The sequence below is a fragment of the Ornithinimicrobium carbonis genome, from assembly GCF_977012275.1.
Map to the genome: position 1 here is coordinate 3,440,600 of NZ_OZ348993.1, position 24,343 is coordinate 3,464,942.

Consider the following 24,343-nt stretch of genomic DNA (forward strand, 5'->3'; position numbering starts at 1 on the left):
TCACAACCTTCCGTTGAGTCGAAGCACCCCGCGGAGCAGGGCCGAGTGGTCGAGTCCTCCGTCGCCGTTCGCCACGGCGGAGGTCATCAGCTGGGCGAGCAGCGCCCCCACGGGGAGCACCACGGAGGCCTCCCGGGCGGCACCGGTGACGATGCCGAGGTCCTTGTCGTGCAGCTCGACCCGGAACCCCGGGTCGAACCGCCGTCCGGCCATGTTCTCCCGCTTCTGCTCCAGGACGGCGGACCCTGCCAGCCCACCGCCGAGGACGTCGAGCGCGGGACCCAGCTCCACGCCATACCCCTCGAGGAGGGCGACGGCCTCGGCCAGCACCTGCAGGTGGCCGGCGACGATCAGCTGGTTGGCCGCCTTGACCGTCTGTCCCGCGCCGGAGGGGCCCACGTGGACGACGGTGCGCCCGACCACCTCCAGGACGGGCCGCGCCGCCTCGACGTCCTCCGCGTCGCCACCGACCATGATCGAGAGGGTGGCGTTCCGCGCGCCCGCCTCCCCGCCGGACACGGGGGCGTCGAGCATGCGCAGGCCCCGCTCACGCGCCTCGGCGGCCATGCGGCGGGCGACGTCGGGCCGGATGGTGGACAGGTCGATCACCAGCGTGCCGGGCCGGGCGTGCTGGAGGACCGCGCCCTCCCCCACGAGCACGTCCTCCACGTCGGGGCCGTCCGGCAGCATGAGGCAGACGACCTCCGCACCGTCGACCGCCTCGGCGGCCGAGCCGCAGGCCGTCCCGCCGGCGTCGACCAGCGGCTGCATCTTCTCCGACGAGCGGTTGTGGCCGCGCACCTCGTGCCCGGCCTGCTGCAGGTGGACGGCCATGGGACTGCCCATGATCCCCAGGCCGATGAAGGCGATCGTGCTCACGAGACGGGTCCTCTCCGACGGGTCCGCGGCCAGCCTACGGTCCTCAGGCCAGCATGAGCAGCCCACGGACCAGGGCCGCCGCCCCGCCCAGCGCCGCGACCAGGGTGGCGGTGCGTCGGGCGGCCGAGGCGGAGACCCGGTCGGCGAGGTAGCCGCCGAGACCGATCCCGACGAGGACGCCGCCGACCACGACCGCAGCCAGCCACCACGGCGGGACCCACGCGGTGACCGGGGTGACGAAGGTCTTGGCCAGCACCGACAGGGCGCCCATGACCATGAAGACCGGCTGCATCGTCGCGGCGAACCCGGCCTGGCCCCAGCGCACCAGGCGGGAGTGGACGATCATCGCCGGCCCGGCCACCCCGGCGATGGTGTTGAGCGCACCGCCGACCAGCCCGGCACCGGGGGTGACCCACCACCGGCGCACGTGCGGCAGCCGGCCGAGGTGGTCGACCAGCCACCCGGTGCCCAGCCCGAGGAGCACCACGGCGCCGACGGTGATCTGCAGGGCCGGACCGGGAAGTGCCCCGACGAGCAGCGCGCCGAGGACCGCCCCCGGCACCGCGGCGACCCCGATGAGCAGCGCGCGGCGCCACTCGACGGTCCGCCTCACCGCCACCGTGAGCATCAACGCCGAGACCGTCGTCGTGGCGTTGGCCACGAGCACACCGGGCGCGGCACCGAGGAGCACCGCCAGGAGCGGGGCCACCACCAGTCCCATCCCCAGTCCGGACACCCGTTGCAGGGTCGCCCCGACGACGATCGCGACCACGATGAACGCGATCATCGAGGCCGTCAGGGTCATGGGCGGAAGTCTCGCACCCTCGCCAGCACCTCCCGCGCCACCACCTCCGGCTGCCGCTCCGGCAGCCAGTGACCTGCGTCCACCTCCACGAACCGGTACTCGCCGGTGACGTGCCGGGCGGTCCGTTCGGCGGCAGCCCTGCCGAGGAAGGGGTCGCGGGCACCCCAGACGTAGGTCGTCGGCACCGCCACCGGTCCCGCCGCCAGCCCACCGCGCCCACCGCGCCCACCGCGCCCACCGCGCCCACCGCGCCCACCACGGGAGGGTCGCAGCGCGGCGCGGTACCAGTTCACCGGCCCGCGCAGCGCGCCCGCCCGACCCAGCCGCGCGGCATACCTCTCGCCGTCCTCACGCGCCAGGCCCGTGCGGCGCAGGCCGCCGGACCGGAGCATCCGGGCCAGTCCCCGCTCCGGCAGGACGGGGAGCTGGAAGGCGAGCATGTACCAGCTGCGCCGCCCCTGGTCGGTGTGCCGCAGGGCCCAGCGGAGCGCCGACGGGTGCGGCGTGGACAGCACGACCAGGCTGGCGACCCGCGCCGGGTGCTCGGCGGCGAGCGCCCAGGCCACCCCTCCGCCCCAGTCGTGCCCGACCACGTGCGCCCGCTCGACGCCGGCGGCGTCCAGGAGCGCGACGACGTCGGCGACGAGCTCGGGGAACCGGTATGCCGACACGCGCCGGGGGCGGGCGCCGGACGAGTATCCACGCTGGTGGGGCGCGAGGGTGCGCAGACCGGCGTCGTGCAACCCGGGCGTCACCCTGTCCCAGGCCGTTGCGTCCTGGGGGAACCCGTGCAGCAGGACCACGACGTCACCGTCGACCGGGCCGCCGTCGAGCACGTCGAAGACCAGACCGTCGCGGGTGAACGTCTCCACGTCCTGATGCTAGCGACGAGCACCGGCTGACGGGCGGGGCCAGGTCAGGAGACCTGGACCCAGATCCCACCCAGCTCGGCGTGCTGCGAGCACTCGTGGGGACCGGGCGTCAGGTCCAGGGCCGGTGCCGGATTCGGGGGGATGGTGCCACCCGTCCCGCGGAGGACGGGCTCCTGGAAGAACACCGTCGATCCCACCGGGCATCCCTGCGACTCGTCGCTGCTGGTGAGCACGAGGTTGCCCGCGTCGTCCATCGCGACCTCCCCGACGTCGTCGGGGCTGGTCAGCAGCTCACCGTCGTCGTCGAGGACGTAGCGCCCGCCCTCCGCCCCGTCCGGGGTCGTGACGACCAGGAGCCGCCCCGTGCCCTGCTGCATCCACGCGCGGGTGATGAGCTCGATCCGGGTGACGGGGGTCGGGGAACGGTGCCACCTGGCTGCCTCGCTGTTCTCGTGCTCGCGCCACCCGGTGTAGACCACCGCTGCACCGACATCGGACCTCGGTGAGAGGCGGATCCACGACACGCGGTCCCCACCGGTGCAGCCGCCGTCCGAGTCCGGGACGGGGACGACGCTGCCGACCATCCGGCCGTCGTCGGTGATCTGCAGCGACCAGTCGCACAGGTCGTCCGGAAGCTCGATGCCCGTGTCGGTCACCGCGTAGGGAACCGGAACCTCGTCGGAGACGGCCTGGTAGGTCGGGTTGAAGAAGCTGACCGTGCCGTTGCGGTGGAAGGACCACAGCCAGCCGCTGGCGTCGTGCGTGAGCCAGATGCCGGCCAGGTTGTCGACCGAGACGGGGAGCTCCGTCGGCAGCTGGGGCCCGGGTGCTGCCGGCTGCGGCGCCGCCCCCTCCTGCAGCTCCCGCCAGCCGACGGCCCCCGCGAGCACGAGGCCGCTGACGGCCGCGGCGGCCACCAGTCCGGTGCCCCAGCGGCGCCGGACGGCACCCTGCTCGCGCCGGTGGATGAACCGGTGCTCGGCGTGGACGAGCTGCTCGGGCGTCACCGAGACCTCCCTGGCCACGGTCTGGAGCGAGCTGTGCAGCGCCTCGTCGATGTTCATCGGGTCACCTCCATGCTGGTCGACAGGGCCGCGCGTGCCCGGTGGGCGTGCCGCTTGACCGAGCCGGTGCTCATGCCGAGCAGGGCGGCGGTCTCCGCCTCGCTCAGCTCGAGGAAGTAGCGGCAGACGATGACCTCGCACTGCCGTCGGGGCAGGGACCGCACCGCCTCGACGAGCCGGTGCGCCTCGTCCCGCTCGATCACCGACACGCTGGTGTCCAGGACGGGCGGAGGGTCGGCCCATCCGGTGCGTGTGCGTTCTCTGACCAGGGCACGGATCCGCGAACGGGACAGGTTCAGGACGGACACCCGCAGGTATCCGACCGGTGACGCCCGGTCGCGCAGGGTGGACCAGTGCGTGTGCAGGGAGCAGAAGGCCTCCATGACCACGTCCTCCGCGCTGCAGCGGTCACCCAGGATGCAGTAAGACAGTCGCAGCAGACCCTCGTAGTGCTCGCGGAACAGGCTCTCGACGATCTCGTCCCGCGTGAGCTCCACCACCTCGGGGGCAGCCTCGCGGACGGGGGCCTCGGAGTGTCTTTCGTCCGCGTCGCACCCCGCCTGCGACATGCCTGTCACCGCCTCTTCGGCTACGTACCTCATGCTCCCTAGTCGCATCCGACGCCATCAGGTTGACACGCATGCGGCGCGAACGGGGCCAGGCCGTCGGTCAGGGGCCCCGTTCGCCTGTCTCCTCCTCGTCGTCGGCGTGCGCGGTCGACCGCTCCGTCACCCGCAGCGCCCCCTCCGGCAGCACCGGCGCCTGCGGCCGGCGCAGCTCGTGCCCGCGCTCCTCGACCGGCTCGTCCCGCCGGCTGCTCAACCAGGACCGGGCCTCCCTCATCGCGGCGGCCGTCGACGCCCCCAGCCGGGGGGTGGCGTGCTCCAGGTGCACCGTCTCGTCGATGTCGAGCTTGGCCGAGAGTCGCAGCTGACGGGCCATTGTCTCGCTGAGCCCGGTGAGGTGGAGCCGGCCGCCCCCGGCCTCCAGCTCGTCGGCGTAGTCGTCGAGGACGTCGATGAACGTCGCCCCGATCTCCTCGTGCCCGCGCAGCCGCAGCACGACCACGGCGTTCCGCGACCCCCGGGCGGAGGGCAGCTGCTCCTGGAGGGCACGCGCCCCGGCGAAGAACATGGACCCGCGCACGGCGAGCACGAGGACCGATCCGTCCGGCACGTGCCCGGGCAGGTCGGTGTGCTCCTCCAGGCCGCCGTCCTCGGTCGTGCGCAGCTCCACCAGCCGGACGTCGGCACCCGAGCGCGCCACGTAGACCAGCACGGACAGGACGAACCCGGCGGCCACGGCCATGGGGATGGTCAGGACGAGCGTGGCGAAGAAGGTGGCGGCGATGGTCAGCCGCGCCTGCAGCCCGGCGGACCAGATCGAGCGGGCCTCCCTGGAGGAGATGGCCGCCAGGCCGGCGATCACCATGAGGGCACCCAGCACCGTCATCGGCACCTGGGTCACCACGCCCGGCAGGACCACGATGAACAGGAGCATCCACACCCCGCTGAGCACGCTGGCCCACCGGCTCCGCGCCCCGGCCGAGACGTTCAGCGCGGTCTGCCCGACCGACCCGCCGGCGGGGATGCCGGAGAAGAGACCGGCCGCGATGTTGCCCGCCCCCTGGGCGAAGATGTCGGTCGTGGTGGAGATCCTGGAGTCGTCGGGGTTCTCGACCTGCTGCGAGACCCGGCCCCCTGGATCGCCACGATGCCCGCGAGCGCCAGCGCGGCCAGGACCAGGTCGACGGAGAGCAGGGACAGGTCGGGCAGGCTGAGCGCGGGCAGGCCGGAGGGTATGGCGGCCACGTCACCGACGCGTTCGACGCTCGGCAGCCCGAGCAGGACGACGGCGAGGGACGGCACGACGAGAGCCACGACGGTGGCCATCGTCTCGAACCGCGTGGACATCAGCGCGACCATGATGCCCAGGGCCACCAGGCCGACCACGGTCGTGACCAGGTCCCAGTCGCCCACGTGGCGGACGAGGTCGACGAACTGCAGCAGCTCGTTGGATCCGTCCGGTCGGTAGCCGACCAGCGGCGCGAGCTGGTCCAGCACCAGGACGGCCGAGACCCCGAAGAGGAACCCGGTCATCACCGAGTGCGAGACGTAGCGCACCAGCCGTCCCACCCGCAGCACCGCGAACAGGGCGAGGAAGACCCCGGTGAGAAGCGAGATGAGGAACACCGCCGGCCCCCGGTCCTCGGCGGGGTAGGACGCCACCGCCTGGCCGGCGGCCAGCGAGGCCGCCGAGGTGGTCGCGATCATCATCATGTGCGAGCTCGACGTCAGGCCGCCGGCGATCGCCGAGGTGGCCGAGGTGTAGAGGCCGTAGACCGGGTTGACCCCGGCCAGGGCCCCGGCGGCCAGGCCGTCCGGGACCGAGACGACCGCGTTCACCAGCCCTGCCTGGGCGTCGGCGCGGAGGGTCTTGGGCCGGAAGGACTCCTTGGTCAGCCCGGGACGCCGACGGGGTCGCTGCATGGCCGGCCGGTCATGCTGCTCCACCAGTCGCTTCCTTCCGCGGGGTCGGCACACACCCTAGATCCCCGCGCCACGGTTCGCGCGTGGCGCCCGCCCGGGTGGCGCCCCGGGCCCCGAGCCTGGCTCTACAGCCCGGCCCGCAACGCCTCGATGTCGGTCAGCAGCACCGCCGCCGCCTCGTCCTCGATCGACTTCCCCGTCTGCGCCTCCACGTGCGAGGCCAGAGCGGCGAGCTGGTTGTCAGCGGCCCGCAGGTTGCCCCGCTCCATCGACGCCTCTACCACGGCGAGCCGCGCGACCAGGGTCGCCGCCTCCTCCGGCACGATCAGGCCTGCGTCGGCATACCGCTCCACCAACCCGCGCAGCGACTCCAGGGTCACCTCGGCGATGAAGGTCACCGAATCGGTTCCCTCGTTGCCCGAGGTGTCGATGGCCGTGACCGTCAGCGTGTGTTCACCGAGCCCGAGCTGGCTCAGGTCGATCTCGTCCGCGTCGAACACCTCGCCGTCCAACCGGACCACCAGCTGCTCCACGTCGCCGCGTTCGTCGTCGACCTCCACGACGACCGGGACGACCTCGTGGTGCCCGTACTCGCCGGCCTGCGGAGACGTGATCTCGACCGTGGGGGCCACGTCGTCGACGACGGTGAACGTCCACGCCTCCTGAGTGGCGTTGCCGGCCTTGTCCTCGACCCGCACCACGACGGTGTGCTTGCCCAGCGTCAGCTTATCCAGGTCGACCACGGTCCCCGCCCCGAGAGTCTCGTCGTCCAAGGTGATCTCGGTCGACCAGACCCCCGACAGCGCGTCCCCGACGACCGGCGCGATCGTCACCTCGTCCGTGTAGGAGTAGGACTCCGCCAGGTCGAGGGTCACCGTGGGCGCGTCCGGGTCGTGCGCCCGCATCGCGGCTGCGTACTCACCCAGCGTCATCGACACGCCGCCGGTCTCCTCGAGGAGGGCCTGCAGCTCGGTCAGCGTCCGCTGGTAGCCCTCGAACGCTCTGGGGTCCAGGGTGCCCTCGGAGAAGTTCCCGTCGTAGCTCGTCAGCTCGAAGAGCACCTGGCAGGTGCCGTGCTCCTGGAAGTCCGCGCGGCACCGGTCGGCCAAGGAGGTGGAGGCGTGCCGCTCCCAGTCGGAGTAGTCCTTGCCGTCCTCGGTGGGCCTGCAGACGTCCGCGTCGTCGCAGTCCACGCCGCTGTGCGCCCGTAGACCTTGCTCGGCGCCTGACTGGCAGTTGGTCCAGGTCGCCGCCCCGTTTCCGCAGGCGATCTGCGACCAGGGCACGTGCGCCAGGCCAGCCTCGTCGACGTAGTTGAAGTCGTCCCGGCCCCACGGCTCTGCGTACCAGGCGGAGGAGACGTAGGAGTAGCCGACCGCCTGGATGGCCTCCTGGGCCGCGTCGTCGAAGGCGTCCGTCGGCGGGATGAACCCGGTCAGCGCGTGTGATGCCGCGGCCAGGTCGACGGTGCCCGCGATCGCGTCCATCCCCACGCGCAGGAGTGCGACGGACTGAGACACCGGCATGCCACAGTCGAACTCGGCGGCCGTGGGCCCGTGCTCCTCGAGGTATGGCGTGTAGACGCAGGTGTGGTAGGTCCCGTGGTGGACCAGCTCGAAGTTCGGGTCGGCGATCACCGTGTCCAGGAACTCCGGGGTGCTGCTCCCGTCCAGCCGTCGTTCGTCCCAGGGGATGAGAGCCAGCGAGAAGCCCAGGTCGCGGCCCAACGCCTCGGTCGTGAGGGCACGGGCAATCTCGGACCGATAGCCGACCGACATGGCGTCCGCCCGCAGCATCAGCGCTGGGCTGCGGCCCCAGTCGATCCGGTCTGCCTGCTCGTGCTCCCAGGAGCCGACCTCGGTCGCCGGTCGTCGGTCGTCCCGAGGGTCACAGGCGTCGCCGCGGTCGTCACCGTCGCGGTCCTCCTGGCTGGGGTCCGCGGTCCACGGGCAGACGTCGACCGCGTCCTCGACGCCGTCGTCGTCGTCGTCCGGGTCGCAGGCGTCCCCTGCGCCGTCGCCATCCAGGTCCACCTGAACCGGGTTCTCCTTGTCCAGCTGGATGTCCGGCGGGTTGGGCACCGATGGGCAGTTGTCCAGCGAGTCGGACAGGCCGTCACCGTCGGTGTCGGGCGCCTGGCCGTGGAGCATGGTCACCGGGTTGGTGATCCAGCCGGAGTGGAAGCCGCGGACCAGGTCGAGGTAACCGTCCCCGTCCCAGTCCGTCGCATCGACGACGTTGTTGACCAGACCGGGCAGGGTCAGGGTCGTGCAGGAGTCGTAGACGGGCGCCCCGGCGGTGGACGAGTCCAGACACTGGTGCAGCCGGAACGAGCGGTCAGTACCGACCTGTCCACCCGCCACGAGCAGGTCCAGGCGGCCATCGTCGTCGATGTCGACGACCGTGGGCTCGTGGTAGGCCTCACCGTCCAGCCCGTCGGTCGTGCCCGACCGGACCAGCCACTCCGGCGCTGCCCAGGCGTGGGTGTCACTGGTTCCGACGTTGCGGTACAGGCGCACGCCCTTCTCGTTCGCCAAGGCGCCGGTCCCGATGAGCAGGTCCAGGTCGCCGTCACCGTCCAGATCGACGAGCTCCGGGGAGACGTACGCCGTCGTCGACCCGGTCGTGGCACCCACCCGGGCACCGTCCTCGGTCACGAGGATCTCGCAGCCCTCCGTGTGCACCCGGGCGGCTCCGTCACCGGACCCCGGACACAGGGCGACACCCTTCTGGCTGTACTGGGTCCCGACCACGAGATCGGCCTCTCCGTCCCCGTCGACGTCGCCCACCGCAGGACGGGCGTAGAGCGTCCAGCCGAACGGGTCTCCGATCGTCCCCGAGCCGAAGACGGAGGACAGCTGTCCCAGGGCTCCGTCCTCGTCCCGCAGCGCGACCGCGACACCACCGTGCTGACCTGCACTCCGCAGCCCGACGACGAGGTCGTCGCTCCCGTCCCCGTCCCAGTCGGCCACGGCCGGTGCCGGCGCGTGGTTCGCGGGCAGCTGGAGGAGGTCCACCGTGGTGTCGTGCTCCCAGGGGTAAGGCGCAGCCTGCGCCGCGTCGGGCGAGCCGATCGCCACAAGCGGCGTGACCAGCAGGGCGAGCAGGGCGCTGAGCACCGCAGCTGCGCGCGGGGACGACGACGTCGTGACCACAGAGTTCTCCCGATGGTGATCGCCGCACCGCGGCGTGGTGTTCGTGTGCTGCCGCGTGCAGGCTACGGGGCAGGTCGAGCACCTGACCAGGGACTTTGCCAAGAACTGACCTGAGGATGACCGTCCTGTGACCCGGTGGGTGAGGGATTCCCACGGCGCTCAGCTCCAGCGCACCCGGGCCCGCCCGCGCCAGACCTCGAGCACGCCGCCGTCGTCCTTCACCGCGCCGGGGGCGGCACGGTTCCAGAGGGTGAGGTAGAGCGCGCGGGGTGTGCCGGCCAGGACGGGGTCGTCGTCGCGAGCGGGCCGGTCGCGGTCGGTCGTGACCGCGCCGTCGTCGGCGACCCGCACCGTCCAGGACCGGTCGGACCCGTCGGGGCGGACGACGAACCGCAGGGGCCCGGCGCCCCTGAAGCGCGACCGGCCGCGGGTCACGAACCCGGTGAGCAGCTCATCGACGCCGTCCAGGGCCACCGCGTCGTCGATCCAGACCGCCACGTCCGGAGGCGCAGCCCCGCCCAGCCGGGCGGCGAGCGCGTCGACGGCGTGGATCGTCGTCTCGTGGCACTGGCGCCGGGCCCAGAACGTCCGCGGGGGCGGGGCGTCGCGGAGGAAGACCATGGCCGCGACGTCGTCGGCGACCTCCCCGATCGTGGTGGCCAGCGCCGCGGCGCCCTCGGCGAGCCAGGCCACGGGGTCGGCCACCTCGTGGCCCTCGGCGTTCCAGCCGGGCGGGTGGCACGGCTGCTGCAGCAGGGTGGCGCGCGCCCAGCGGTGCACCATCCCCTGGTGGGCGACCAGGTCGCGGACGGTCCAGCGGGGGCAGGTCGGCACCGCCGCGTCGAGGCCGGCGGTGCTCGCCTCGTGCTCGAACTCCCCCGCCGCGGCCAGGAGACCGGCGACGTGCTCCTCGACGCTGCGGTGCTGCATACCTCCTCAGCCCCCCATGGTCACCACGGCCCGGCCGGTGATCCCCCCGGCGCGCAGGGCGGCGTAGGCCTCGTCGACGTCGGCCAGGTCGAAGGTCCGGGTGACCACGTCGCGGTAGCGCAGGACCCCGCGGTCGGCCAGGTCGATGACCGCCGGCAGGTCGGTGCGGGTGCGGGCGCCGTAGTTGGCCACGATCCGCAGACTGCGCCGGACCATGAGGTTGATCTCCACCGGCGCGTCCTGGCCGGCACGGCCCAGGCCGACCGGGACCATCCGGCCACCGGGCGCCAGAAGCTTCAGCGCCAGCTCGAACGTCTCGGGTCGGCCGAGCACCTCGAAGGCCACGTCCACCCCCAGACCGCCGGTGGCGGCCAGGACCTGCTCGCGCGCGTCGGGGTCGCGCGAGTCGACGGTCACCGTGGCCCCCATCCGGGTGGCCGCCGCCAGCTTGTCCGCGTCGACGTCGACGGCGACCACCTCGGAGGCACCGAACGCCCGGGCCAGCTGGACGACGTTCGACCCCACCCCGCCGACGGCGACGACCGCGACGCTCTCCCCCGGGCGCAGGTCGGCAGCCCGCCGCACCGCGCCGTAGGCGGTCAGCCCGGCGCACCCCAGGACCGCGGCGGGCGCGAGCTCCATACCCTCCGGCACGGGGGCGACCGCGGTGGCGGGCACGACCGCGTACTCGGCCAGCCCGCCCATGGAGTACATCGCGACCGGCTCACCGCCCGAGGTGCGCAACCGGCTCGTGCCGTCGAACAGGTGGCCCGACAACCGATTCTCGGCGAAGAAGGGTTCGCACAGGTCGTCCCGTCCCTGCGCGCAGAAGCGGCAGCGGCCGCAGGGCATGAGGAAGGCCCCGACCACCGGCCGACCGACGGCCAGGCCGTCCCGCCCGGCCCCGGGCCCGAGGGCGGCCACGTGCCCGGAGATCTCGTGCCCCAGGACGGCCGGCCGAGGGAAGGCGATGTGCCCGTCCAGCGCGTGCAGGTCGCTGTGGCAGACCCCGCAGGCGGTGACCCTGATCAGCACCTCGTCCCGCTGCGGCTGCGGCACCGGAAGGTCCTCCAGGGACAGGTGACCGTCCTCGCGGCACACGGCCGCCCGCATCGTGGTGGGCAGTGCCTCGGACGTCGTCATCGTCGTCTCCCTCGTCGATGTGGCGGACGCCTCCGATCATGCCGTGCGGGTGGGGGTCCGGCCAGGCCGGGTGGGGTGGCGGCCGACGGCGTCCACGCCGGACCGGGGAGACTGGGCGGATGGACCCCGCAACCACCCGGCAGGTCGTGCTGCTGTCCCGGCCGGACGACGTCCCCCGGGCCGAGCACTTCGAGATCCGCGAGACACCGGTGCCGGACCTGGCCGAGGGTCAGCTGCTCGTGCGCACCGAGTACCTCTCGGTCGACCCGGCGATGCGCGGTTGGGTCAGCGCGGTGGCCAACTACGCCGAGCCGGTGGGGATCGGTGAGGTGATGCGCTCCCTCGCGGTCGGCGAGGTCCTGGCCTCCCGGCACCCTGCCCACCAGGTCGGCGACGTGGTCATGGGGATGTTCGGCTGGCAGGAGCACGCGGTGGTCGACGCCACCGCCGTGTGGCTGACCGTCGTCGACGACGACCTGCCGCACTCGCTCGCCCTCGGCGTCCTGGGGCTGAACGGGCTCACCGCCTGGGCCGGTGTCCACCGGGTCCTGCGCCCCCGGGCCGGGTCCACGGTCGTGGTCTCCACCGCCGCCGGCGCCGTGGGGTCGATCGTCGGCCAGCTCGCCTCGAGGATGGGCTGCCGCACCGTCGGCATCGCCGGCGGCCCCGGGAAGGCCGCCCGCTGCGTGGAGGAGTTCGGCTACGACGTCGGGATCGACTACCGCGCCGCCGACTTCCAGGAGCAGCTGGCGGCCGCCACGCCCGAGGGGGTCGACCACTACTTCGACAACACCTCAGGACCGATCACCGACGCGGTCCTGGCCCGGCTGGCACCCCGCTCCTCGGTGCTCGTCTGCGGGACCGCGGCCATCACCTCCTGGGACCCCTGGCCCACCGGCCCCCGCGTCGAACGCATCGTCCTCACCCGCCGCGCCCGCATCGAGGGCTTCCTGGCCTTCGACCACCTCGACGTCCTGGAGGAGGCGGTCGGCGAGCTGGCGGACCTCGTCCGCTCCGGCCGGCTGGCCCACCGCGAGCACGTCCTCGACGGGCTCGAGCACGCGCCCGGCGCGATCGCGATGCTCTACGAGGGCAGCAACGAGGGAAAGCTCGTCGTCCGGCTGCCCTGAACCGCACGGTGCGTGGCGCACCGGCGACGGAGGCTACGCCGGGGAGCTTCCCAGCACGGACGCCAGCTCGACCAGCGAGGCCACCTCGACGTCGGGACGGGCGAAGTGGGCGGGGTATGCCGTGCCGCTGCGGTCGATCCACGCCGTCGCCAGACCCGCCTCGTGGGCGCCGTGGACGTCCCACGGGTGGACGGCCACCAGCATGGCGTCGGCCGCGTCCACCCCGCAGACGTCAAGGGCGTAGGCGTAGGCCTGCGGCGCGGGCTTCCACCGTGGCGCGTCCTCCACCGACAGCAGCCGGTCGAAGGCGTCCGTCAGCCCGTGGCGCTCGAACAGCCCCCGGGCGACCGCGGTGGAGCCGTTGCTCAGGGTCACGAGCGGGATTCCCAGGTCGAGCAGTCCCCGCACGCCCTCGACCACGTCCGGGTGCACGCCGAGCTGGCCGAACCCGGCCATCACGTGCTCGACGGCCGGCTCCACGTCGTCCATGTGCGGGGCCAGCACGCCGCCCAGGACGTCCTTGCCGACGTCGGCGAAGGACGGGTTGGACCCGGTAGCGGTGAGGGCGAAGCCGTCCCGCAGCAGCGCGGCGAACCACGTCCTCGCCAGGTGCTCGGGCGCACCGACGGCGGCGAACCGCTCCCCCATCGGGCTCATGTCCGAGAGCGTCTCGTTGACGTCGAACACGATGAGGTCGGGGCGTCGGTCCATCCCAGGACGCTACCCTGCCGCTCCCGACGTGCGGCGGCACCACCGACCTCGCTCAGGCGTCCTCCGGCTCCAGCTCGGTGAAGATCTCCACGGTGCCGGTCAGGGTGCGGTGGACCGGGCACTTGTCGGCGATCCGCAGCAGGGCCTCCCGCTGCTCCTCCGACAGCGCGGGATCCACGGCGATGGAGCGGTCGATCCGCTCCAGACGTCCCTCGGTGGTCTCGCACTCCTGGCAGTCCCTGGCGTGGATCCTGCTGTGCCGCACCGTGACCGTCGTGGTCCCGTAGTCCCAGCCCTTGCGGCGGGCATACATCCGCATCGTCATCGAGGTGCACGCGCCCAGAGCCGACAGCAGCACCTGGTAGGGGTCCGGTCCGTCGTCGTCGCCTCCGGCGGCGGTCGGCTCGTCCAGGACCCAGGTGTGCCCTCCCGCCTCCGCGGTGTGCGCGTAGCCGGCGTCGGCGGCCCGCTCGCTCACCCGCACCCCCTCGAGGACGGGCTGCGTCACCTGGGCCGTGGCCACCGCCTGCGCCGCCTCTTCCCGGGGCGCCGCCTCGTCCTGCCCGCCGGTGACGTCCGCGGCGGCCGTGACCGGGTCGGGCAGGTAGCGACCGGCCCAGGCGGCCACGATCCCGGCGGCGAACTCCGCGTCGGCCGGGTCCGAGAGGAGGTGGTCGGCCCCGTCCAGGGAGACGAAGGACCGCGGGTGACCGGCCGCGGCGAAGATCGTTGCCGCCTCCTCGATGCCGACGACCTGGTCCTGCGGCGAGTGGAGCACGAGAATCGCCGCGTCCAGGGTCCTGAGCCGTTCCGTCTGCGACTGCTCGGAGATGTCGTGGAGGAACTGCCGACCGATGACGAAGGGCCGCCCGCCGATGTCGACCCGCAGCCGGTCCTCGCCCTGCTCGCTGGGCCGGGCGTCGGCCAGCAGGTGCTGCACGTGCTCGGGCGAGGCCGGCGCCCCGATCGTGCTCACCGCACGGACGCTGTCGATCTGCCCCGCGGCCGCGACCACGGCCGGACCCCCGAACGAGTGGCCCACGAGCAGCCCGACCTGCCCCCACTCGCGTCCCATCCACCGGGCGGCGGCCACCAGGTCCTCCACGTTGGTGGTGAAGGTGGTCTCGGCGAAGTCGCCCCCCGAGTCCCCCAGGCCGGTGAAGTCGAAGCGCAGGACGGCATACCCGCGTCCGGCCAGCTGCTGGGAGATGCGGGTGGTGGCGTGCGCGTCGCTGCTGCAGGTGAAGCAGTGCGCCATGATCGCGTAGCCGCGCGGTCGCCCGTCCGGCAGCTCGAGGGTGGCCGACAGGTCGGCCCCGGTGGCCCCGGGGAAGGTCACGTCCCGCACGGTGGTCCGGTCCCCGTCCCGGACGGCCTGCTGCTCCTGCTGCACGTCATACCTCCACGGTGGTCATCCTCGTCCTGGCTGCGTCCACCCTGGCACGCCGCCACGGTCCGTGCCGCGAGGGGGTCACCGCCACCGCCCACGGAGCGGCCGGTGGTGGCAGGCTGGTGGGACCAGCCAGCCCCGACCACCCCGTCGCACCGAGGAGCCACCCATGGACGCACCCCGTTACGAGGACCTGACCGCCCTGCTCGTCAACTGTTCCCTGACCCCCGACCCCGTCCGCTCGCACACCGGCCGCCTGCTCGACGTGGTCGACCACCTGATGAGCGGCGCCGGCGTCACGGTGGACCGCCTGCACGCGGTCAGCCACGACATCGCCCCCGGCGTGCAGCCCGACATGCGCGAGCAGGGGTGGGAGGAGGACGCGTGGCCCGAGCTGTGGCCCCGCGTCCAGGCCGCCGACATCCTCGTGCTGGGCACCCCGCTGTGGCTGGGCGAGGAGTCCTCGGTCTGCCGCCGGGTCGTCGAGCGGCTCTACGCCATGTCCGGGCAGCTCAACGACGCCGGCCAGTCGATCTACTACGGCAAGGTCGGCGGCGCGGTCATCACCGGCAACGAGGACGGCGTCAAGCACACCTCGATGTCCCTGCTCTTCGCCCTGCAGCACCTGGGCCTGGTCATCCCGCCGCAGGCCGACGTCGGCTGGATCGGCGAGATCGGACCCGGACCCTCCTACGCAGACCCGCGCGAGGGCGACGTGCCGGTCGGCTTCGACAGCGACTTCACCAGGAAGAACGCCACGATCATGTCCTGGAACCTCATGCACACCGCCGACCTGCTGCGCCGCTCCGGCGGGCTGCCGTCCTACGGCAACGACCGCAACGCCCTGCAGGACGGCGAGCTGTTCGGCTACGCCGACCCGGAGGCGGTCAGCAGCGGGTCCTGACGCGTCCGGCTACAACCAGCGCGGCAGGGCCGGGGCGGGACCGCCGCCGACCGTCCCCGGCGCCCCGTCCGCGTCCCGACCCGTGAGGTATGCCGCCAGCTGGGCCGCCGTCCCCCGCACCTCGGGCGCAGCAGGGCTCTCGGTCGGCTCGCCGATGCGCCACGTGCGCTCCCCGACCTCGTCGTGGAGCCAGAGGGCGGGGTGGTCGGCCGAGCCGACGGCAGCCGTGCGCTGGGCGACGACGTCGTCCACCAGGTCGTGCAGGAAGCCCTCGGGCAGGTCGGCGAAGGACACCCCGGCCCCCAGGTCGGCGGCATGGATCATCACCTCCCGGGCCCTCATCCAGGGCACCTCGGTCGCCTCGATGGTGCGCCCCTGAGCCGTGCGCACCGGGCTCTCCCACTGCTCGTCGGTCAGCGCGTCGAGGTCGGCGCGCAGGTCCCGCGCGGTGGAGGCGAACCACTCCCTCAGCTCGACCGGCGGTTTCAGCGCTCCCTCGTCGATGTCGGCGTTGCGCTGGTCCATGGAGGCGTACATCGGCGTCTCCACGCCGGTGCGGGCCCAGGTGACGAGGTTGCGCAGGGCCTCGGCGTTGGCCGCCACGTGGGCGACGACGTGGCGCCTGGTCCATCCCTGGAGCGACGAGGGTCCGTCGAGCTCCTCGCCGGACAGCCCGGCCAGCGCCCGTCCGAAGATCGCGGTGCCCTCGTCCGCCCACGCGAGCGAGCGGGTCAGCGGTGGTGCCATCAGAACCTTCCCTCCTCGGCCGGGGAGTCCGGCCGCACGACCTGGTCGAGCCACCCGGCCAGCACCTCGGCGACCTCGAGCGGCTGCTCGGCGGGGGCCAGGTGGGCCGACCCCTCCGCGATGACGACGGACGCCCCCGGGAGGGCCGCGGCCAGCTGTTCCTGCGTCGCGGGCGGCACCACCTGGTCGTGGCGTCCGCCGAGGACCAGCACCGGCATCCTCACGTCCGCCAGGAAGGGCCGCAGGTCGGCCTGCGCGAGCGCCTCGCACACCCGGGCGTAGGACTCGTCGTCCGCCCGCTCCAGGCCTGCGAGCAGCGCCGCCGCGGTGCCGGCCTCCCGCTCGAGGAACCCGGGCGCGAACCACCGCTGGGTCGAACCCTCGACCATGCTGGCCGTCCCGTCGCGACGGACCGTCGAGGCCCGCTCGTGCCATCCCTCGGCGGTACCGACCTTCGCCCCGGAGCACAGCACCGCGCTCCCGAGCACCCGCGCGGCCGCACCCGACCGGCCCGTCGCCAGCGCCAGCCCGACGACCCCGCCGACGCTCACGCCGGCGTGGGCGAAGGTCTCCCGGGGCCGGACCTCGTCCACCAGGGCGACCACCGCGCGGCCGAGGTCCTCCACGGTGAACGCGTCGGGGCAGGGATCCCCGTCCCCGTGCCCCGGCAGGTCCCACCCGAGGACGTCCACCTCGGCCAGGGTCGCCAGGTGCCGGGCGCACTCCTGCCACAGGGCGACCACCCCGGTGCCCAGCGACGGCCCGACGACCAGCAGCGGCCGTCCGCCGTCCGGCGTCAGCCAGTGTCCCCGCAGCACCGGTCCGTTCATCGCCGTCCGTCCGTCCTGCGGTCACCCGTGTCTTCGTGCCTCCCGGTCATGAGGACAGGTTCCCACGGACCAGCCGTGCAGGGGCCACCCGTCCGACCGTGGGATGACGCGCGGTCGGTCAGTCTTCGTCCAGTCCCCACAGCTGCAGGAAGCCCTCCTCGTAGGACATGTCGCCGTAGCCCTCCGACGCGTTCTCGGCGGTGATCAGCCGCGAGTAGGGAAAGTCGACCTCCCTCACGGACTCGCCTCCGGTCATCAGGCGCAGCACCTGGTCGGCGGCGTACCAGCCCATGGCGGTGTGGTCGAAACCGGCCACGGCACCGACCGGCCCGTCGGGCGTCACCTGCTCCAGCACCTCCGGCGTGCCGTCCTGGCTGACGACGAGGACGTCCGTGCGCCCGGTCGCCTCGATCCCCTGCACGGCGGCGTCCACAGCGACGTCCATGGTGACGTGGACGTAACGGGTTGCCGGCGAGCGGGCCAGCGCCTCCTCGACCAGTGCGGGCAGCTCGCCGAGCCGGCCGGTCGTGACCTCCAGCAGGCTCGTCGTGCATCCGGGGCACGCCGCGTAGACGGGGAGCGCCCCGTCCTGGACCCACGCCTGCATCGCGGGGGTGTCGATGAGCTGGACCACGAGCACGGACCCCGTCCCGCCGGAGTCGGCCACGACCCACTCGGCGAGCCAGCCCTGCTGCTCGGCATGGTCGGGACTGAGGTAGCCGACCTCGGCCGGATACCCGCGGCCCGTCGGCGCGGTCTGGGTGAACAGCACGGGGATCTCTGCACGGGAGGCGTGGACCAGCGCCGTCGCGATCCGGTCCTCGGGCACGGCACCGGTGACGATGACGTCGACGTCGGCCTCGACGGCCGCGGTGACGCAGGCGGCCATCACCACCGGGTCGCCCGTGCCGTCGCAGGTCTCCACCGTCACCCCGGCGTGGCCCAGCGCCTGCGCCATGCCGTCCCGGACGGCCAGAAAGGTGCCCACCTTCGACGACGCAGGCACGTAGTGGACCGTTCCACCCTCGAGATCGTCCACTCCCGCCACGGGGGGTCCGGGTGGGACGAACTCCTCCACGGCCATCTCCGTCGCCCGGTCGACCACGGCCTGCGCCCTTCCGGCCGCCGGGTCCACGGTGCGGTCGGCGGTCGCGCCGGTGGCGTCCTGCCCCTCCGGACCGTCCCCGTTCTGCGCCCCGCATCCTCCCAGCGCCAGCAGGGCCACCACGGCCACCGCTCCCGGACCGGTCCACAGCGACGTCCTCATGGCCCTTCTCCTTCCTGCTTCCAGCGTCCTCCCGCCGCCACCTCCTCGTCAGGGTGAGCGGGGCCGTCGCAGGGTGAGTTCGCTCACAGGGAGATCGAAAGGCATCCGCCCCGACCGAAAATTCGTCCTGCCACCCCTCCTCCCGACCATGGTGCGGCCCTCGACCCAGCCACCCGCGCTCTGCCTCCCCCGGCCCACCGACCTGCGAAGATCACGAGCGCACCGGGCGCGCGACGGCATACCGAGGATTCTTCGTCCTCCCCCCGCCCGCCCTAGATTGGCTCCCCATGGAGCAGCCCCCCGCCGCCTGGAGATCAGACACCCTGGCCGTCCGCGGCGGGCTGATGCGCAGCGGCTTCGACGAGACCGCCGAGGCGCTCTACCCGACCTCCGGCTACGTCTACTCCAGCGCCGAGGAGGCCGACGCGGCGTTCGGCGAGGAGATCGAGCGCTTCGTCTACTCCCGCTACGGCAACCCCACGGTGGCCATGCTCGAGGAGCGGCTGCGGCTGCTGCACGGCGCCGAGGCCTGCCAGGCGACCGCCTCGGGCATGTCGGCGGTGTTCACCACGCTCGGCGGCCTGTGCGCGCAGGGCGACCGGATCGTCGCGGCCCGGGCGCTCTTCGGCTCCTGCTTCGTGGTCGTCGACGAGGTCCTGCGGCGCTGGGGCGTGGAGTCCACCTTCGTCGACGGCACCGACCTGGACCAGTGGGCCCGGGCGCTGTCCACCCCGGCGACCGCGGTGTTCTTCGAGACCCCCTCCAACCCCACCCAGGAGCTCGTCGACATCGCGGCGGTGAGCGAGCTGGCGCACGCGGCCGGGGCGGTCGTCGTCGTGGACAACGTCTTCGGCACGCCGGTCTTCTCCCGACCCCTGGACCACGGCGCCGACGTGGTCGTCTACTCCACGACCAAGCACATCGACGGTCAGGGACGCGTCATGGGCGGGGCCATCCTCGGTCCGGCGGAGCTGGTCGGCGGACCGATCCGCACCCTCGTGCGGCACACGGGCCCCTCCCTGTCCCCCTTCAACGCGTGGGTGACCCTCAAGGGTATGGAGACGCTCACCCTGCGGGTGGAACGGATGGCCGCGAGCGCGCTGACCCTGGCGACGGAGCTGGAGGCCGACCCCCGGGTGCGGCGGGTCTTCCACCCCTGGCTCCCCTCGCACCCCCAGCACGGGCTCGCGCGACGGCAGATGAGCGGCGGGGGCACCGTCGTGACCTTCACCCTCGACGGCGGACGCGCGGAGGCCTTCCGGTTCATGAACGCCCTGCAGGTCGTGGACATCTCCAACAACCTGGGCGACGCGAAGTCGCTGACCACCCACCCGGCCACGACCACCCACCGGCGGCTGCCCGAGGAGGCCCGCGTCGCGGCCGGGATCCAGGAGGGCACCGTCCGTCTCTCGGTGGGGCTGGAGGACCTGGACGACCTGCGCGAGGACGTGGCCAGGGGCCTGACGGCGGCGTTCGGCTGACCGTGCGGCGCGTCGACGTCCTCGTCCTCGGCGCCGGGCAGGCCGGCCTGTCGACGGCGTACCACCTGCGACGGCGCGGGTTCGCCGCGCAGGGCCCCGCCACCTACCTCGTCCTCGACGGCGAGGAGGGGCCGGGCGGCGCGTGGCGGCACCGGTGGCGCTCCCTGCGGATGGCGACGGTCAACGGGATCGCCCAGCTGCCGGGGATGCCGGTGCCGGAGGCGGACCCGTGCGCGCCGAGCTCGGAGTTCCTCGTGCACTACTTCGGGCGCTACGAGGAGGAGCTGGAGCTGGCGGTGGAGCGGCCCGTGAAGGTCCGGCGGGTGGTCCGCGAGGACGACGACCCCCGCGGCCGCCTGCGGGTGGAGACCTCGGCCGGGGCGTTCTCGGTCCGGGCGGTCGTCAACGCCACCGGCACCTGGCGCAAGCCGTTCTGGCCGATCTACGCCGGGCAGGAGACGTTCGCCGGACGTCAGCTGCACGTGGCCGACTACGTCGCTGCCGAGGAGTTCCGCGGCCAGCACGTCGCCGTCGTCGGCGGCGGGATCTCGGCCGTGCAGCTGCTCGACGAGATCTCCCGGGTGACGGCCACCAGCTGGTTCACCCGCACGGAGCCGGTCTGGCGCGAGGACGACTTCGACGCGGACGCGGGCCGGCGGGCCGTGGCGATGGTCGAGGAACGGGTCCGCCAGGGGCTGCCCCCGCAGAGCGTGGTCTCGGTGACCGGCCTGCTGCGCACGGCCTCGCTGCGGGCGGCGGAGGAGCGGGGCGCCCTGGACCGGCGGCCGATGTTCACCGAGATCGTCCCCGAGGGCGTCCGCCTGGTCGACGGACGGGTGCTGGAGGTGGACGTCCTCCTCTGGGCGACCGGGTTCCGTGCGGCGCTCGACCACCTGGCTCCGCTCGGTCTGCGGGGCCACGGCGGCGGCATCCGGATGGAGGGGACGCAGGTGGCCGACGAGCCCCGTGTGCACCTCGTCGGCTACGGGCCCTCGTCCTCCACGATCGGGGCGAACCGGGCCGGGCGCGCGGCGGTCACCGCCCTGGTGAGGGAGCTCGGCATACCCTGACGTCGTGGACGACTTCCTCATCGCCCGCAACCCCGAGGAGGGCACCTCGCTGCCCTACCTGCTGCGCATCCCGCTGGGGCCGGAGGGCGTGGTGCTCAAGGCGCGCGACACCTGGCCGCGCACCGGCAAGATCTACTGCCACCGCGCCGCCGGCTGGCCCCGGGACCCGGACATCGTCGAGGCCGTGCCGACCCGCTCGTGCGTGCGTCGGGGGGCGAGCATCGACCTGGTCCTGGCCCGCGGCCGGGAGAACCGCTCGCAGTTCGTGCTCACCCGCGTCCGCGGGGGTCGCGAGGCCATCTTCTGGCAGACCGCGCGGACGGCCAGGCAGGCACGGCCCGCGGTCGCCCTCCCCACGGCCCGCGCCTCCGGCGTCGCCGGCCTGGAGGTGCTCGTCGACAGCCACGAGCGCTACGCCTGGACCTTCGACCACCAGCAGGTCCTCACCCGGCGCCAGGCCCTGGTGGCCGGCGACTACGGTGTCGAGGTCCAGGGTCGTCTGGTCGCCTCCGTCGAGCGGAAGTCGTTGCCGGACCTGGTCTCCACGCTGACGAGCGGCCGGATGCGCTACGTCCTGGCCGACCTCTCCGCTCTCCCCGCTGCCGCGGTCGTCGTCGAGGAGCGCTACTCCTCCGTCTTCAAGCTCGACCGGGTCCGTCCGGCCGTCGTCGCCGACTCCCTCGGCGAGTGCCAGGCGCGTTTCCCTGCCGTGCCGATCGTGTTCTGTGAGAACCGTTCCCTGGCCCAGGAGTGGACCTACCGCTTCCTGGCGGCGGCACTCACCCACGCCGCCGAGGAGGCCCACGTCGGCGGCGAGGCGAGCCCCCTGCCGTCCGCGCGTCCGCCCACCGCCGCCCAGGTGCGGGCGTGGGCGCGGCAGGAGGGGTATGCCGTCTCCGACCGCGGTCGGATCCCGCAGGAGATCTCGGCGGCCTTCGAACGGCGCGGCGGTCGGGCCGGGGACCCGGAGGGCTGACCCGCCCGGCGAGGCTGGGCTCAGGCGTCGAGGCGGCGCACGTCCAGGGAGAACCCCTGCGCGCGGAGCGCCTCGGCCAGCGCGTCGCCGATCGCCACGGCGGGGGTCAGCACCCCGCCGTCGCCCGAGCCGCGCGTGGCGACCAGCGTCAGCGCCGCCTGTCCGAGCATGACCGAGGTGGCGGCATACCCGGGGTCGCCCTGCGCGGCGACGGTGGCGGCATACCGGGTCCCGTTCTCGGTGGTCGTCTCCGTCTCGGTGCGGAACGAGCCCGCCTCGCGCCTCGCCCGGTCCGGACCCTCCCCCGGTGCCGGCAGCCGGCGCTCCACGAGCGGACCCACGACCGGCAGGGCGAGCGCGCCCATGAACGTGCCGAGCCCGGCGACCATCGCCTTCGCCCGCAGCGCGCCCCTGGCCCCGCGCCCGGTGGGCACGAGCTCGCGGTAGCGGAACCGGGGCCCGTAGCCACCCTCGGTGAGCGCGTGGGAGCGCCGGACGACGCGGGTGTTGTAGGGCCCCATGAAGAATGGGGCGGCCCAGCGGCCGCTGCGCTCCTCCACGAACGGCCGCCACACGTCCCGCTGACCCGGCGTGCCGGTCGCCCCGCCGCTGAGCGCCTCGGGGTCGAGGACGACCCGGCGCAGCGAGGGGTCCTGGCGCATCCGCTCCAGCTGGGCGCGCAGGGAGTCGATCGTGCCGCCGCTGATGCCTCCCCGTATCCGTCGCACCCACAGCGTGGTGTCGGTCAGGCCGCCCGCTCCGTCCGCCTCGGCCGCCCGGTGCAGCAGGTGGACGCCCAGGTCGGAGGGCACCGAGTCGAACCCGCACGAGACGACGATCCGCGCCCCCGTCCCCCGGGCCGTCCCGTGCGCCCGCTCGATCGCCTCCCGCACGAAGAGCACCTCCCCGGTGAGGTCGGCGTAGTCGGTCCCCTCCTCGGCGCAGGCCACCACCAGCGGCATGCCGTAGCGCTGGTAGGGCCCGACGGTGCTCACCACCACCGCGGACCGGGCGGCCATCGCCCACAGGGCCGGTTCGTCGGCGGCGTCGGCCACGACGAGGGGCCAGTCGGCCGCGCGCGGGCCGAGCGTGGACCGGACGGCCGCCAGCCGGTCGCGGGAACGGCCGCCCAGGCCGATCCGCACACCCTCGGGGGCGGTGGCCACCAGATGCTCGGCGACGAGCCGACCCACGAAACCGGTGGCGCCGTAGAGGGTGATGTCGAGGTCGCGCGTGTCGTCCGTCATGCGTCCATCGTCGGTCATGGCCGCGGCAGGGACGCGGCCGGTGGGCTCCCGGGCACCCGCAACCGCCAGGCGTCGGGCTCGACCCGCCAGGTCCGTCGCCGGAGCCGCCCCGGCGGGACCTCCCCGTCGGCGCTGACGTGGAACGCGTCCCGCGGCCCCACCGCCTCGACGAGCACCTCCCGGCCCCGGGTCACGGTGACGTCGGAACGCCGGGTGTGCCGTCCCTTGCGCAGGTCGCGGGCGAAGCTCGTGCGCGCCGCGGGAGAGGTGCCCAGGGCGACCACGACCTCGGCGAGGCCGTCGTCGGGCCGGGCGGCCGGCGCCACGAGGGTCCCGCCCCCGACCGAGGAGCCCAGGGCGAGGGTGACCATGAGGACGGGGGCCGAGCCGTCGACCACGGTCGCTCCGTCGACGACGATCCTCAGGTGCCAGCCGCGGGACGTCAGTCCGGCCCGGAGGGCGCCGACCGCGTACGCCGCCTTGCCGAACACCCCCTTGACCTCGCCCGCGTGGGCGGTGGCCTCCGCGGCGACGCCGGCGTGGACCGCGTTGACGACCACACCGCCGGTGTCGTCCACCAGCATCCCGCGTGGGTCGGGACGGCCCGTGGCCGCGAGCGGTGCTGCGGCCTCCGGGTCGAGCGGGATGCCGGCGGAGCGGGCCAGGTCGTTCCCGGTCCCGGTGGGCACCAGCCCGACCGTGGCCGGCAGCAGGCGCTGGTCGTGCAGCTCCTGCAGCAGCCGGTGGACGGAGCCGTCACCGCCGAGGACGACCACGTCGCGCCGGACGGGACCGGCGAGGGAGGAGGCGGCGGCGGCATACTCCTCGTCGGACCCGGGGGTCCTGACCTCGACCTGTGCCGGCGCTGCGGCCGTCGCGAGGAGGCGGCGCACGCGCTCGACCCGGGAGTGCTCGTCGTCGTCCCCGGGGGGTCTGGCCAGGACGAGGACCGGTCGACGGTGGTCGGCCCTCGTGACGTCGGCGTCGGCGGTCAGGTCTGCTCCTTCGTCGGTCCTCGGTCGGCTGGGGCCTCCAGCGTAGGTCCACACCGGTCCGGGGCGTCGGTGTCCGGGACGGGCGTCCACGACCGCTACACTGGTTCCAGCGCCCCGCACCGTCTCGCCTCGGGGTGCCCGATCTGTGCGCCGCCCTCCCCCACCTTCCCAGGTGCTCCGGGCAGCCCCCAAGGTCGCGCCGCTCCCGCCGGGGGCCTGCGCGCCGGGTGAGACACCGCATACGTCTCGAAAGACTTT

22 protein-coding genes and 2 pseudogenes are annotated in these 24,343 nt (G+C 73.7%); 5 read left to right on the forward strand and 19 right to left on the reverse strand.

Annotated elements, in window-relative coordinates:
• The 12 genes and pseudogenes from ACWHYA_RS15785 to ACWHYA_RS15840 form a co-directional block, all read right to left on the reverse strand.
• Positions 1 to 879, reverse strand: coding sequence for an NAD(P)-dependent oxidoreductase (locus ACWHYA_RS15785; protein ID WP_425940695.1), 879 nt, complete (start codon positions 877 to 879; stop codon positions 1 to 3).
• A gap of 43 nt (positions 880 to 922) precedes the next feature.
• Positions 923 to 1,684: a TSUP family transporter gene (locus ACWHYA_RS15790; protein ID WP_425940693.1), complete on the reverse strand. Its 762-nt coding sequence runs from the start codon at positions 1,682 to 1,684 to the stop codon at positions 923 to 925.
• The gene (locus tag ACWHYA_RS15795) at positions 1,681 to 2,556 is read right to left on the reverse strand and encodes an alpha/beta fold hydrolase (protein WP_425940692.1); all 876 of its coding nucleotides are present in this window, start codon (positions 2,554 to 2,556) and stop codon (positions 1,681 to 1,683) included. Before ACWHYA_RS15795 ends, ACWHYA_RS15790 begins: the two co-directional genes overlap by 4 nt.
• A 44-nt stretch (positions 2,557 to 2,600) precedes the next feature.
• Positions 2,601 to 3,620 carry a hypothetical protein gene (locus ACWHYA_RS15800; RefSeq protein ID WP_425940690.1) on the reverse strand — a complete coding sequence of 340 codons (1,020 nt, stop codon included), beginning with the start codon at positions 3,618 to 3,620 and terminating at the stop codon, positions 2,601 to 2,603.
• Positions 3,617 to 4,189, reverse strand: a complete 573-nt coding sequence (locus ACWHYA_RS15805) for an RNA polymerase sigma factor (protein ID WP_431473710.1) — start codon at positions 4,187 to 4,189, stop codon at positions 3,617 to 3,619. The genes ACWHYA_RS15800 and ACWHYA_RS15805 overlap by 4 nt, the downstream gene beginning before the upstream one ends.
• A 100-nt stretch (positions 4,190 to 4,289) precedes the next feature.
• Positions 4,290 to 5,276, reverse strand: a complete 987-nt coding sequence (locus tag ACWHYA_RS15810; RefSeq protein ID WP_448095648.1) for a SulP family inorganic anion transporter — start codon at positions 5,274 to 5,276, stop codon at positions 4,290 to 4,292.
• Positions 5,174 to 6,133 carry a SulP family inorganic anion transporter gene (locus ACWHYA_RS15815; protein ID WP_425940686.1) on the reverse strand — a complete coding sequence of 320 codons (960 nt, stop codon included), beginning with the start codon at positions 6,131 to 6,133 and terminating at the stop codon, positions 5,174 to 5,176. Before ACWHYA_RS15815 ends, ACWHYA_RS15810 begins: the two co-directional genes overlap by 103 nt.
• 101 nt (positions 6,134 to 6,234) lie before the next feature.
• Positions 6,235 to 7,905, reverse strand: coding sequence for an FIMAH domain-containing protein (locus tag ACWHYA_RS15820; RefSeq protein ID WP_448095649.1), 1,671 nt, complete (start codon positions 7,903 to 7,905; stop codon positions 6,235 to 6,237).
• A 141-nt stretch (positions 7,906 to 8,046) separates the two neighbouring features.
• A pseudogene (locus ACWHYA_RS15825) lies at positions 8,047 to 8,238 on the reverse strand (thrombospondin type 3 repeat-containing protein); the annotation flags it as partial.
• 243 nt (positions 8,239 to 8,481) lie between these two features.
• Positions 8,482 to 9,264, reverse strand: a pseudogene (locus ACWHYA_RS15830) (FG-GAP repeat domain-containing protein); the annotation flags it as partial.
• 159 nt (positions 9,265 to 9,423) lie between these two features.
• Positions 9,424 to 10,194, reverse strand: a complete 771-nt coding sequence (locus ACWHYA_RS15835) for a maleylpyruvate isomerase N-terminal domain-containing protein (RefSeq protein WP_425940684.1) — start codon at positions 10,192 to 10,194, stop codon at positions 9,424 to 9,426.
• A 6-nt stretch (positions 10,195 to 10,200) separates the two neighbouring features.
• Positions 10,201 to 11,337 (reverse strand): zinc-binding dehydrogenase, encoded by a 1,137-nt coding sequence (locus ACWHYA_RS15840; protein ID WP_425940682.1) that lies wholly within the window; start codon positions 11,335 to 11,337, stop codon positions 10,201 to 10,203.
• Positions 11,338 to 11,456: 119 nt separating this feature from the next.
• On the opposite strand from ACWHYA_RS15840, the gene ACWHYA_RS15845 reads away from it, so the two are divergent.
• Positions 11,457 to 12,467, forward strand: a complete 1,011-nt coding sequence (locus tag ACWHYA_RS15845) for an NADP-dependent oxidoreductase (RefSeq protein WP_425940680.1) — start codon at positions 11,457 to 11,459, stop codon at positions 12,465 to 12,467.
• A gap of 33 nt (positions 12,468 to 12,500) precedes the next feature.
• On the opposite strand, the gene ACWHYA_RS15850 is transcribed toward ACWHYA_RS15845, so the two are convergent.
• Together ACWHYA_RS15850 and ACWHYA_RS15855 are read right to left on the reverse strand one after the other, a co-directional pair.
• On the reverse strand, positions 12,501 to 13,178 hold the full coding sequence (locus ACWHYA_RS15850; RefSeq protein WP_425940678.1) for a haloacid dehalogenase type II: 678 nt from the start codon (positions 13,176 to 13,178) through the stop codon (positions 12,501 to 12,503).
• Between the two features lie 52 nt (positions 13,179 to 13,230).
• Positions 13,231 to 14,571 (reverse strand): bifunctional alpha/beta hydrolase/OsmC family protein, encoded by a 1,341-nt coding sequence (locus ACWHYA_RS15855; RefSeq protein ID WP_425940676.1) that lies wholly within the window; start codon positions 14,569 to 14,571, stop codon positions 13,231 to 13,233.
• Between the two features lie 166 nt (positions 14,572 to 14,737).
• On the opposite strand from ACWHYA_RS15855, the gene ACWHYA_RS15860 reads away from it, so the two are divergent.
• Positions 14,738 to 15,472 (forward strand): flavodoxin family protein, encoded by a 735-nt coding sequence (locus tag ACWHYA_RS15860; RefSeq protein ID WP_425940674.1) that lies wholly within the window; start codon positions 14,738 to 14,740, stop codon positions 15,470 to 15,472.
• 9 nt (positions 15,473 to 15,481) lie between these two features.
• Here ACWHYA_RS15860 and ACWHYA_RS15865 read toward each other — a convergent pair whose 3' ends face one another.
• From ACWHYA_RS15865 to ACWHYA_RS15875, 3 genes are all read right to left on the reverse strand, one after another.
• Entirely contained in the window at positions 15,482 to 16,219 is a 738-nt protein-coding gene (locus ACWHYA_RS15865) for a maleylpyruvate isomerase family mycothiol-dependent enzyme (RefSeq protein ID WP_425940673.1), read from the reverse strand.
• A complete protein-coding gene (locus ACWHYA_RS15870) occupies positions 16,219 to 17,049 on the reverse strand; it encodes an alpha/beta fold hydrolase (RefSeq protein WP_425940671.1) in 831 nt (276 codons plus the stop codon). The genes ACWHYA_RS15865 and ACWHYA_RS15870 overlap by 1 nt, the downstream gene beginning before the upstream one ends.
• A gap of 118 nt (positions 17,050 to 17,167) precedes the next feature.
• Positions 17,168 to 18,316 carry a sugar ABC transporter substrate-binding protein gene (locus tag ACWHYA_RS15875; RefSeq protein WP_425940669.1) on the reverse strand — a complete coding sequence of 383 codons (1,149 nt, stop codon included), beginning with the start codon at positions 18,314 to 18,316 and terminating at the stop codon, positions 17,168 to 17,170.
• Between the two features lie 287 nt (positions 18,317 to 18,603).
• On the opposite strand from ACWHYA_RS15875, the gene ACWHYA_RS15880 reads away from it, so the two are divergent.
• From ACWHYA_RS15880 to ACWHYA_RS15890, 3 genes are read left to right on the forward strand one after another with little or no spacing between them, the layout of a single operon-like run.
• Positions 18,604 to 19,797: an O-succinylhomoserine sulfhydrylase gene (locus tag ACWHYA_RS15880; RefSeq protein WP_425940667.1), complete on the forward strand. Its 1,194-nt coding sequence runs from the start codon at positions 18,604 to 18,606 to the stop codon at positions 19,795 to 19,797.
• Positions 19,794 to 20,867, forward strand: a complete 1,074-nt coding sequence (locus ACWHYA_RS15885) for an NAD(P)-binding domain-containing protein (RefSeq protein ID WP_425941025.1) — start codon at positions 19,794 to 19,796, stop codon at positions 20,865 to 20,867. Before ACWHYA_RS15880 ends, ACWHYA_RS15885 begins: the two co-directional genes overlap by 4 nt.
• A gap of 4 nt (positions 20,868 to 20,871) precedes the next feature.
• Entirely contained in the window at positions 20,872 to 21,843 is a 972-nt protein-coding gene (locus ACWHYA_RS15890) for an ERCC4 domain-containing protein (RefSeq protein ID WP_425940665.1), read from the forward strand.
• A 20-nt stretch (positions 21,844 to 21,863) separates the two neighbouring features.
• On the opposite strand, the gene ACWHYA_RS15895 is transcribed toward ACWHYA_RS15890, so the two are convergent.
• Positions 21,864 to 23,090: a saccharopine dehydrogenase family protein gene (locus ACWHYA_RS15895; RefSeq protein ID WP_425940663.1), complete on the reverse strand. Its 1,227-nt coding sequence runs from the start codon at positions 23,088 to 23,090 to the stop codon at positions 21,864 to 21,866.
• 14 nt (positions 23,091 to 23,104) lie between these two features.
• A complete protein-coding gene (locus ACWHYA_RS15900; RefSeq protein WP_425940662.1) occupies positions 23,105 to 24,175 on the reverse strand; it encodes a diacylglycerol/lipid kinase family protein in 1,071 nt (356 codons plus the stop codon).
• Between the last annotated feature and the right edge of the window lie 168 nt (positions 24,176 to 24,343).

Bases quoted from the DNA above. Each gene is read 5' to 3' on its own strand.
- ACWHYA_RS15800 (WP_425940690.1), bottom strand. From the start codon at position 3,620: ATGAACATCGACGAGGCGCTGCACAGCTCGCTCCAGACCGTGGCCAGG.
- ACWHYA_RS15805 (WP_431473710.1), bottom strand. From the start codon at position 4,189: ATGTCGCAGGCGGGGTGCGACGCGGACGAAAGACACTCCGAGGCCCCC.
- ACWHYA_RS15860 (WP_425940674.1), top strand. From the start codon at position 14,738: ATGGACGCACCCCGTTACGAGGACCTGACCGCCCTGCTCGTCAACTGT.
- ACWHYA_RS15845 (WP_425940680.1), top strand. From the start codon at position 11,457: ATGGACCCCGCAACCACCCGGCAGGTCGTGCTGCTGTCCCGGCCGGAC.
- ACWHYA_RS15820 (WP_448095649.1), bottom strand. From the start codon at position 7,905: ATGCTGCGGGCGGACGCCATGTCGGTCGGCTATCGGTCCGAGATTGCC.
- ACWHYA_RS15875 (WP_425940669.1), bottom strand. From the start codon at position 18,316: ATGAGGACGTCGCTGTGGACCGGTCCGGGAGCGGTGGCCGTGGTGGCC.
- ACWHYA_RS15840 (WP_425940682.1), bottom strand. From the start codon at position 11,337: ATGACGACGTCCGAGGCACTGCCCACCACGATGCGGGCGGCCGTGTGC.
- ACWHYA_RS15850 (WP_425940678.1), bottom strand. From the start codon at position 13,178: ATGGACCGACGCCCCGACCTCATCGTGTTCGACGTCAACGAGACGCTC.
- ACWHYA_RS15865 (WP_425940673.1), bottom strand. From the start codon at position 16,219: ATGGCACCACCGCTGACCCGCTCGCTCGCGTGGGCGGACGAGGGCACC.
- ACWHYA_RS15870 (WP_425940671.1), bottom strand. From the start codon at position 17,049: ATGAACGGACCGGTGCTGCGGGGACACTGGCTGACGCCGGACGGCGGA.
- ACWHYA_RS15880 (WP_425940667.1), top strand. From the start codon at position 18,604: ATGGAGCAGCCCCCCGCCGCCTGGAGATCAGACACCCTGGCCGTCCGC.
- ACWHYA_RS15835 (WP_425940684.1), bottom strand. From the start codon at position 10,194: ATGCAGCACCGCAGCGTCGAGGAGCACGTCGCCGGTCTCCTGGCCGCG.
- ACWHYA_RS15895 (WP_425940663.1), bottom strand. From the start codon at position 23,090: ATGACGGACGACACGCGCGACCTCGACATCACCCTCTACGGCGCCACC.
- ACWHYA_RS15790 (WP_425940693.1), bottom strand. From the start codon at position 1,684: ATGACCCTGACGGCCTCGATGATCGCGTTCATCGTGGTCGCGATCGTC.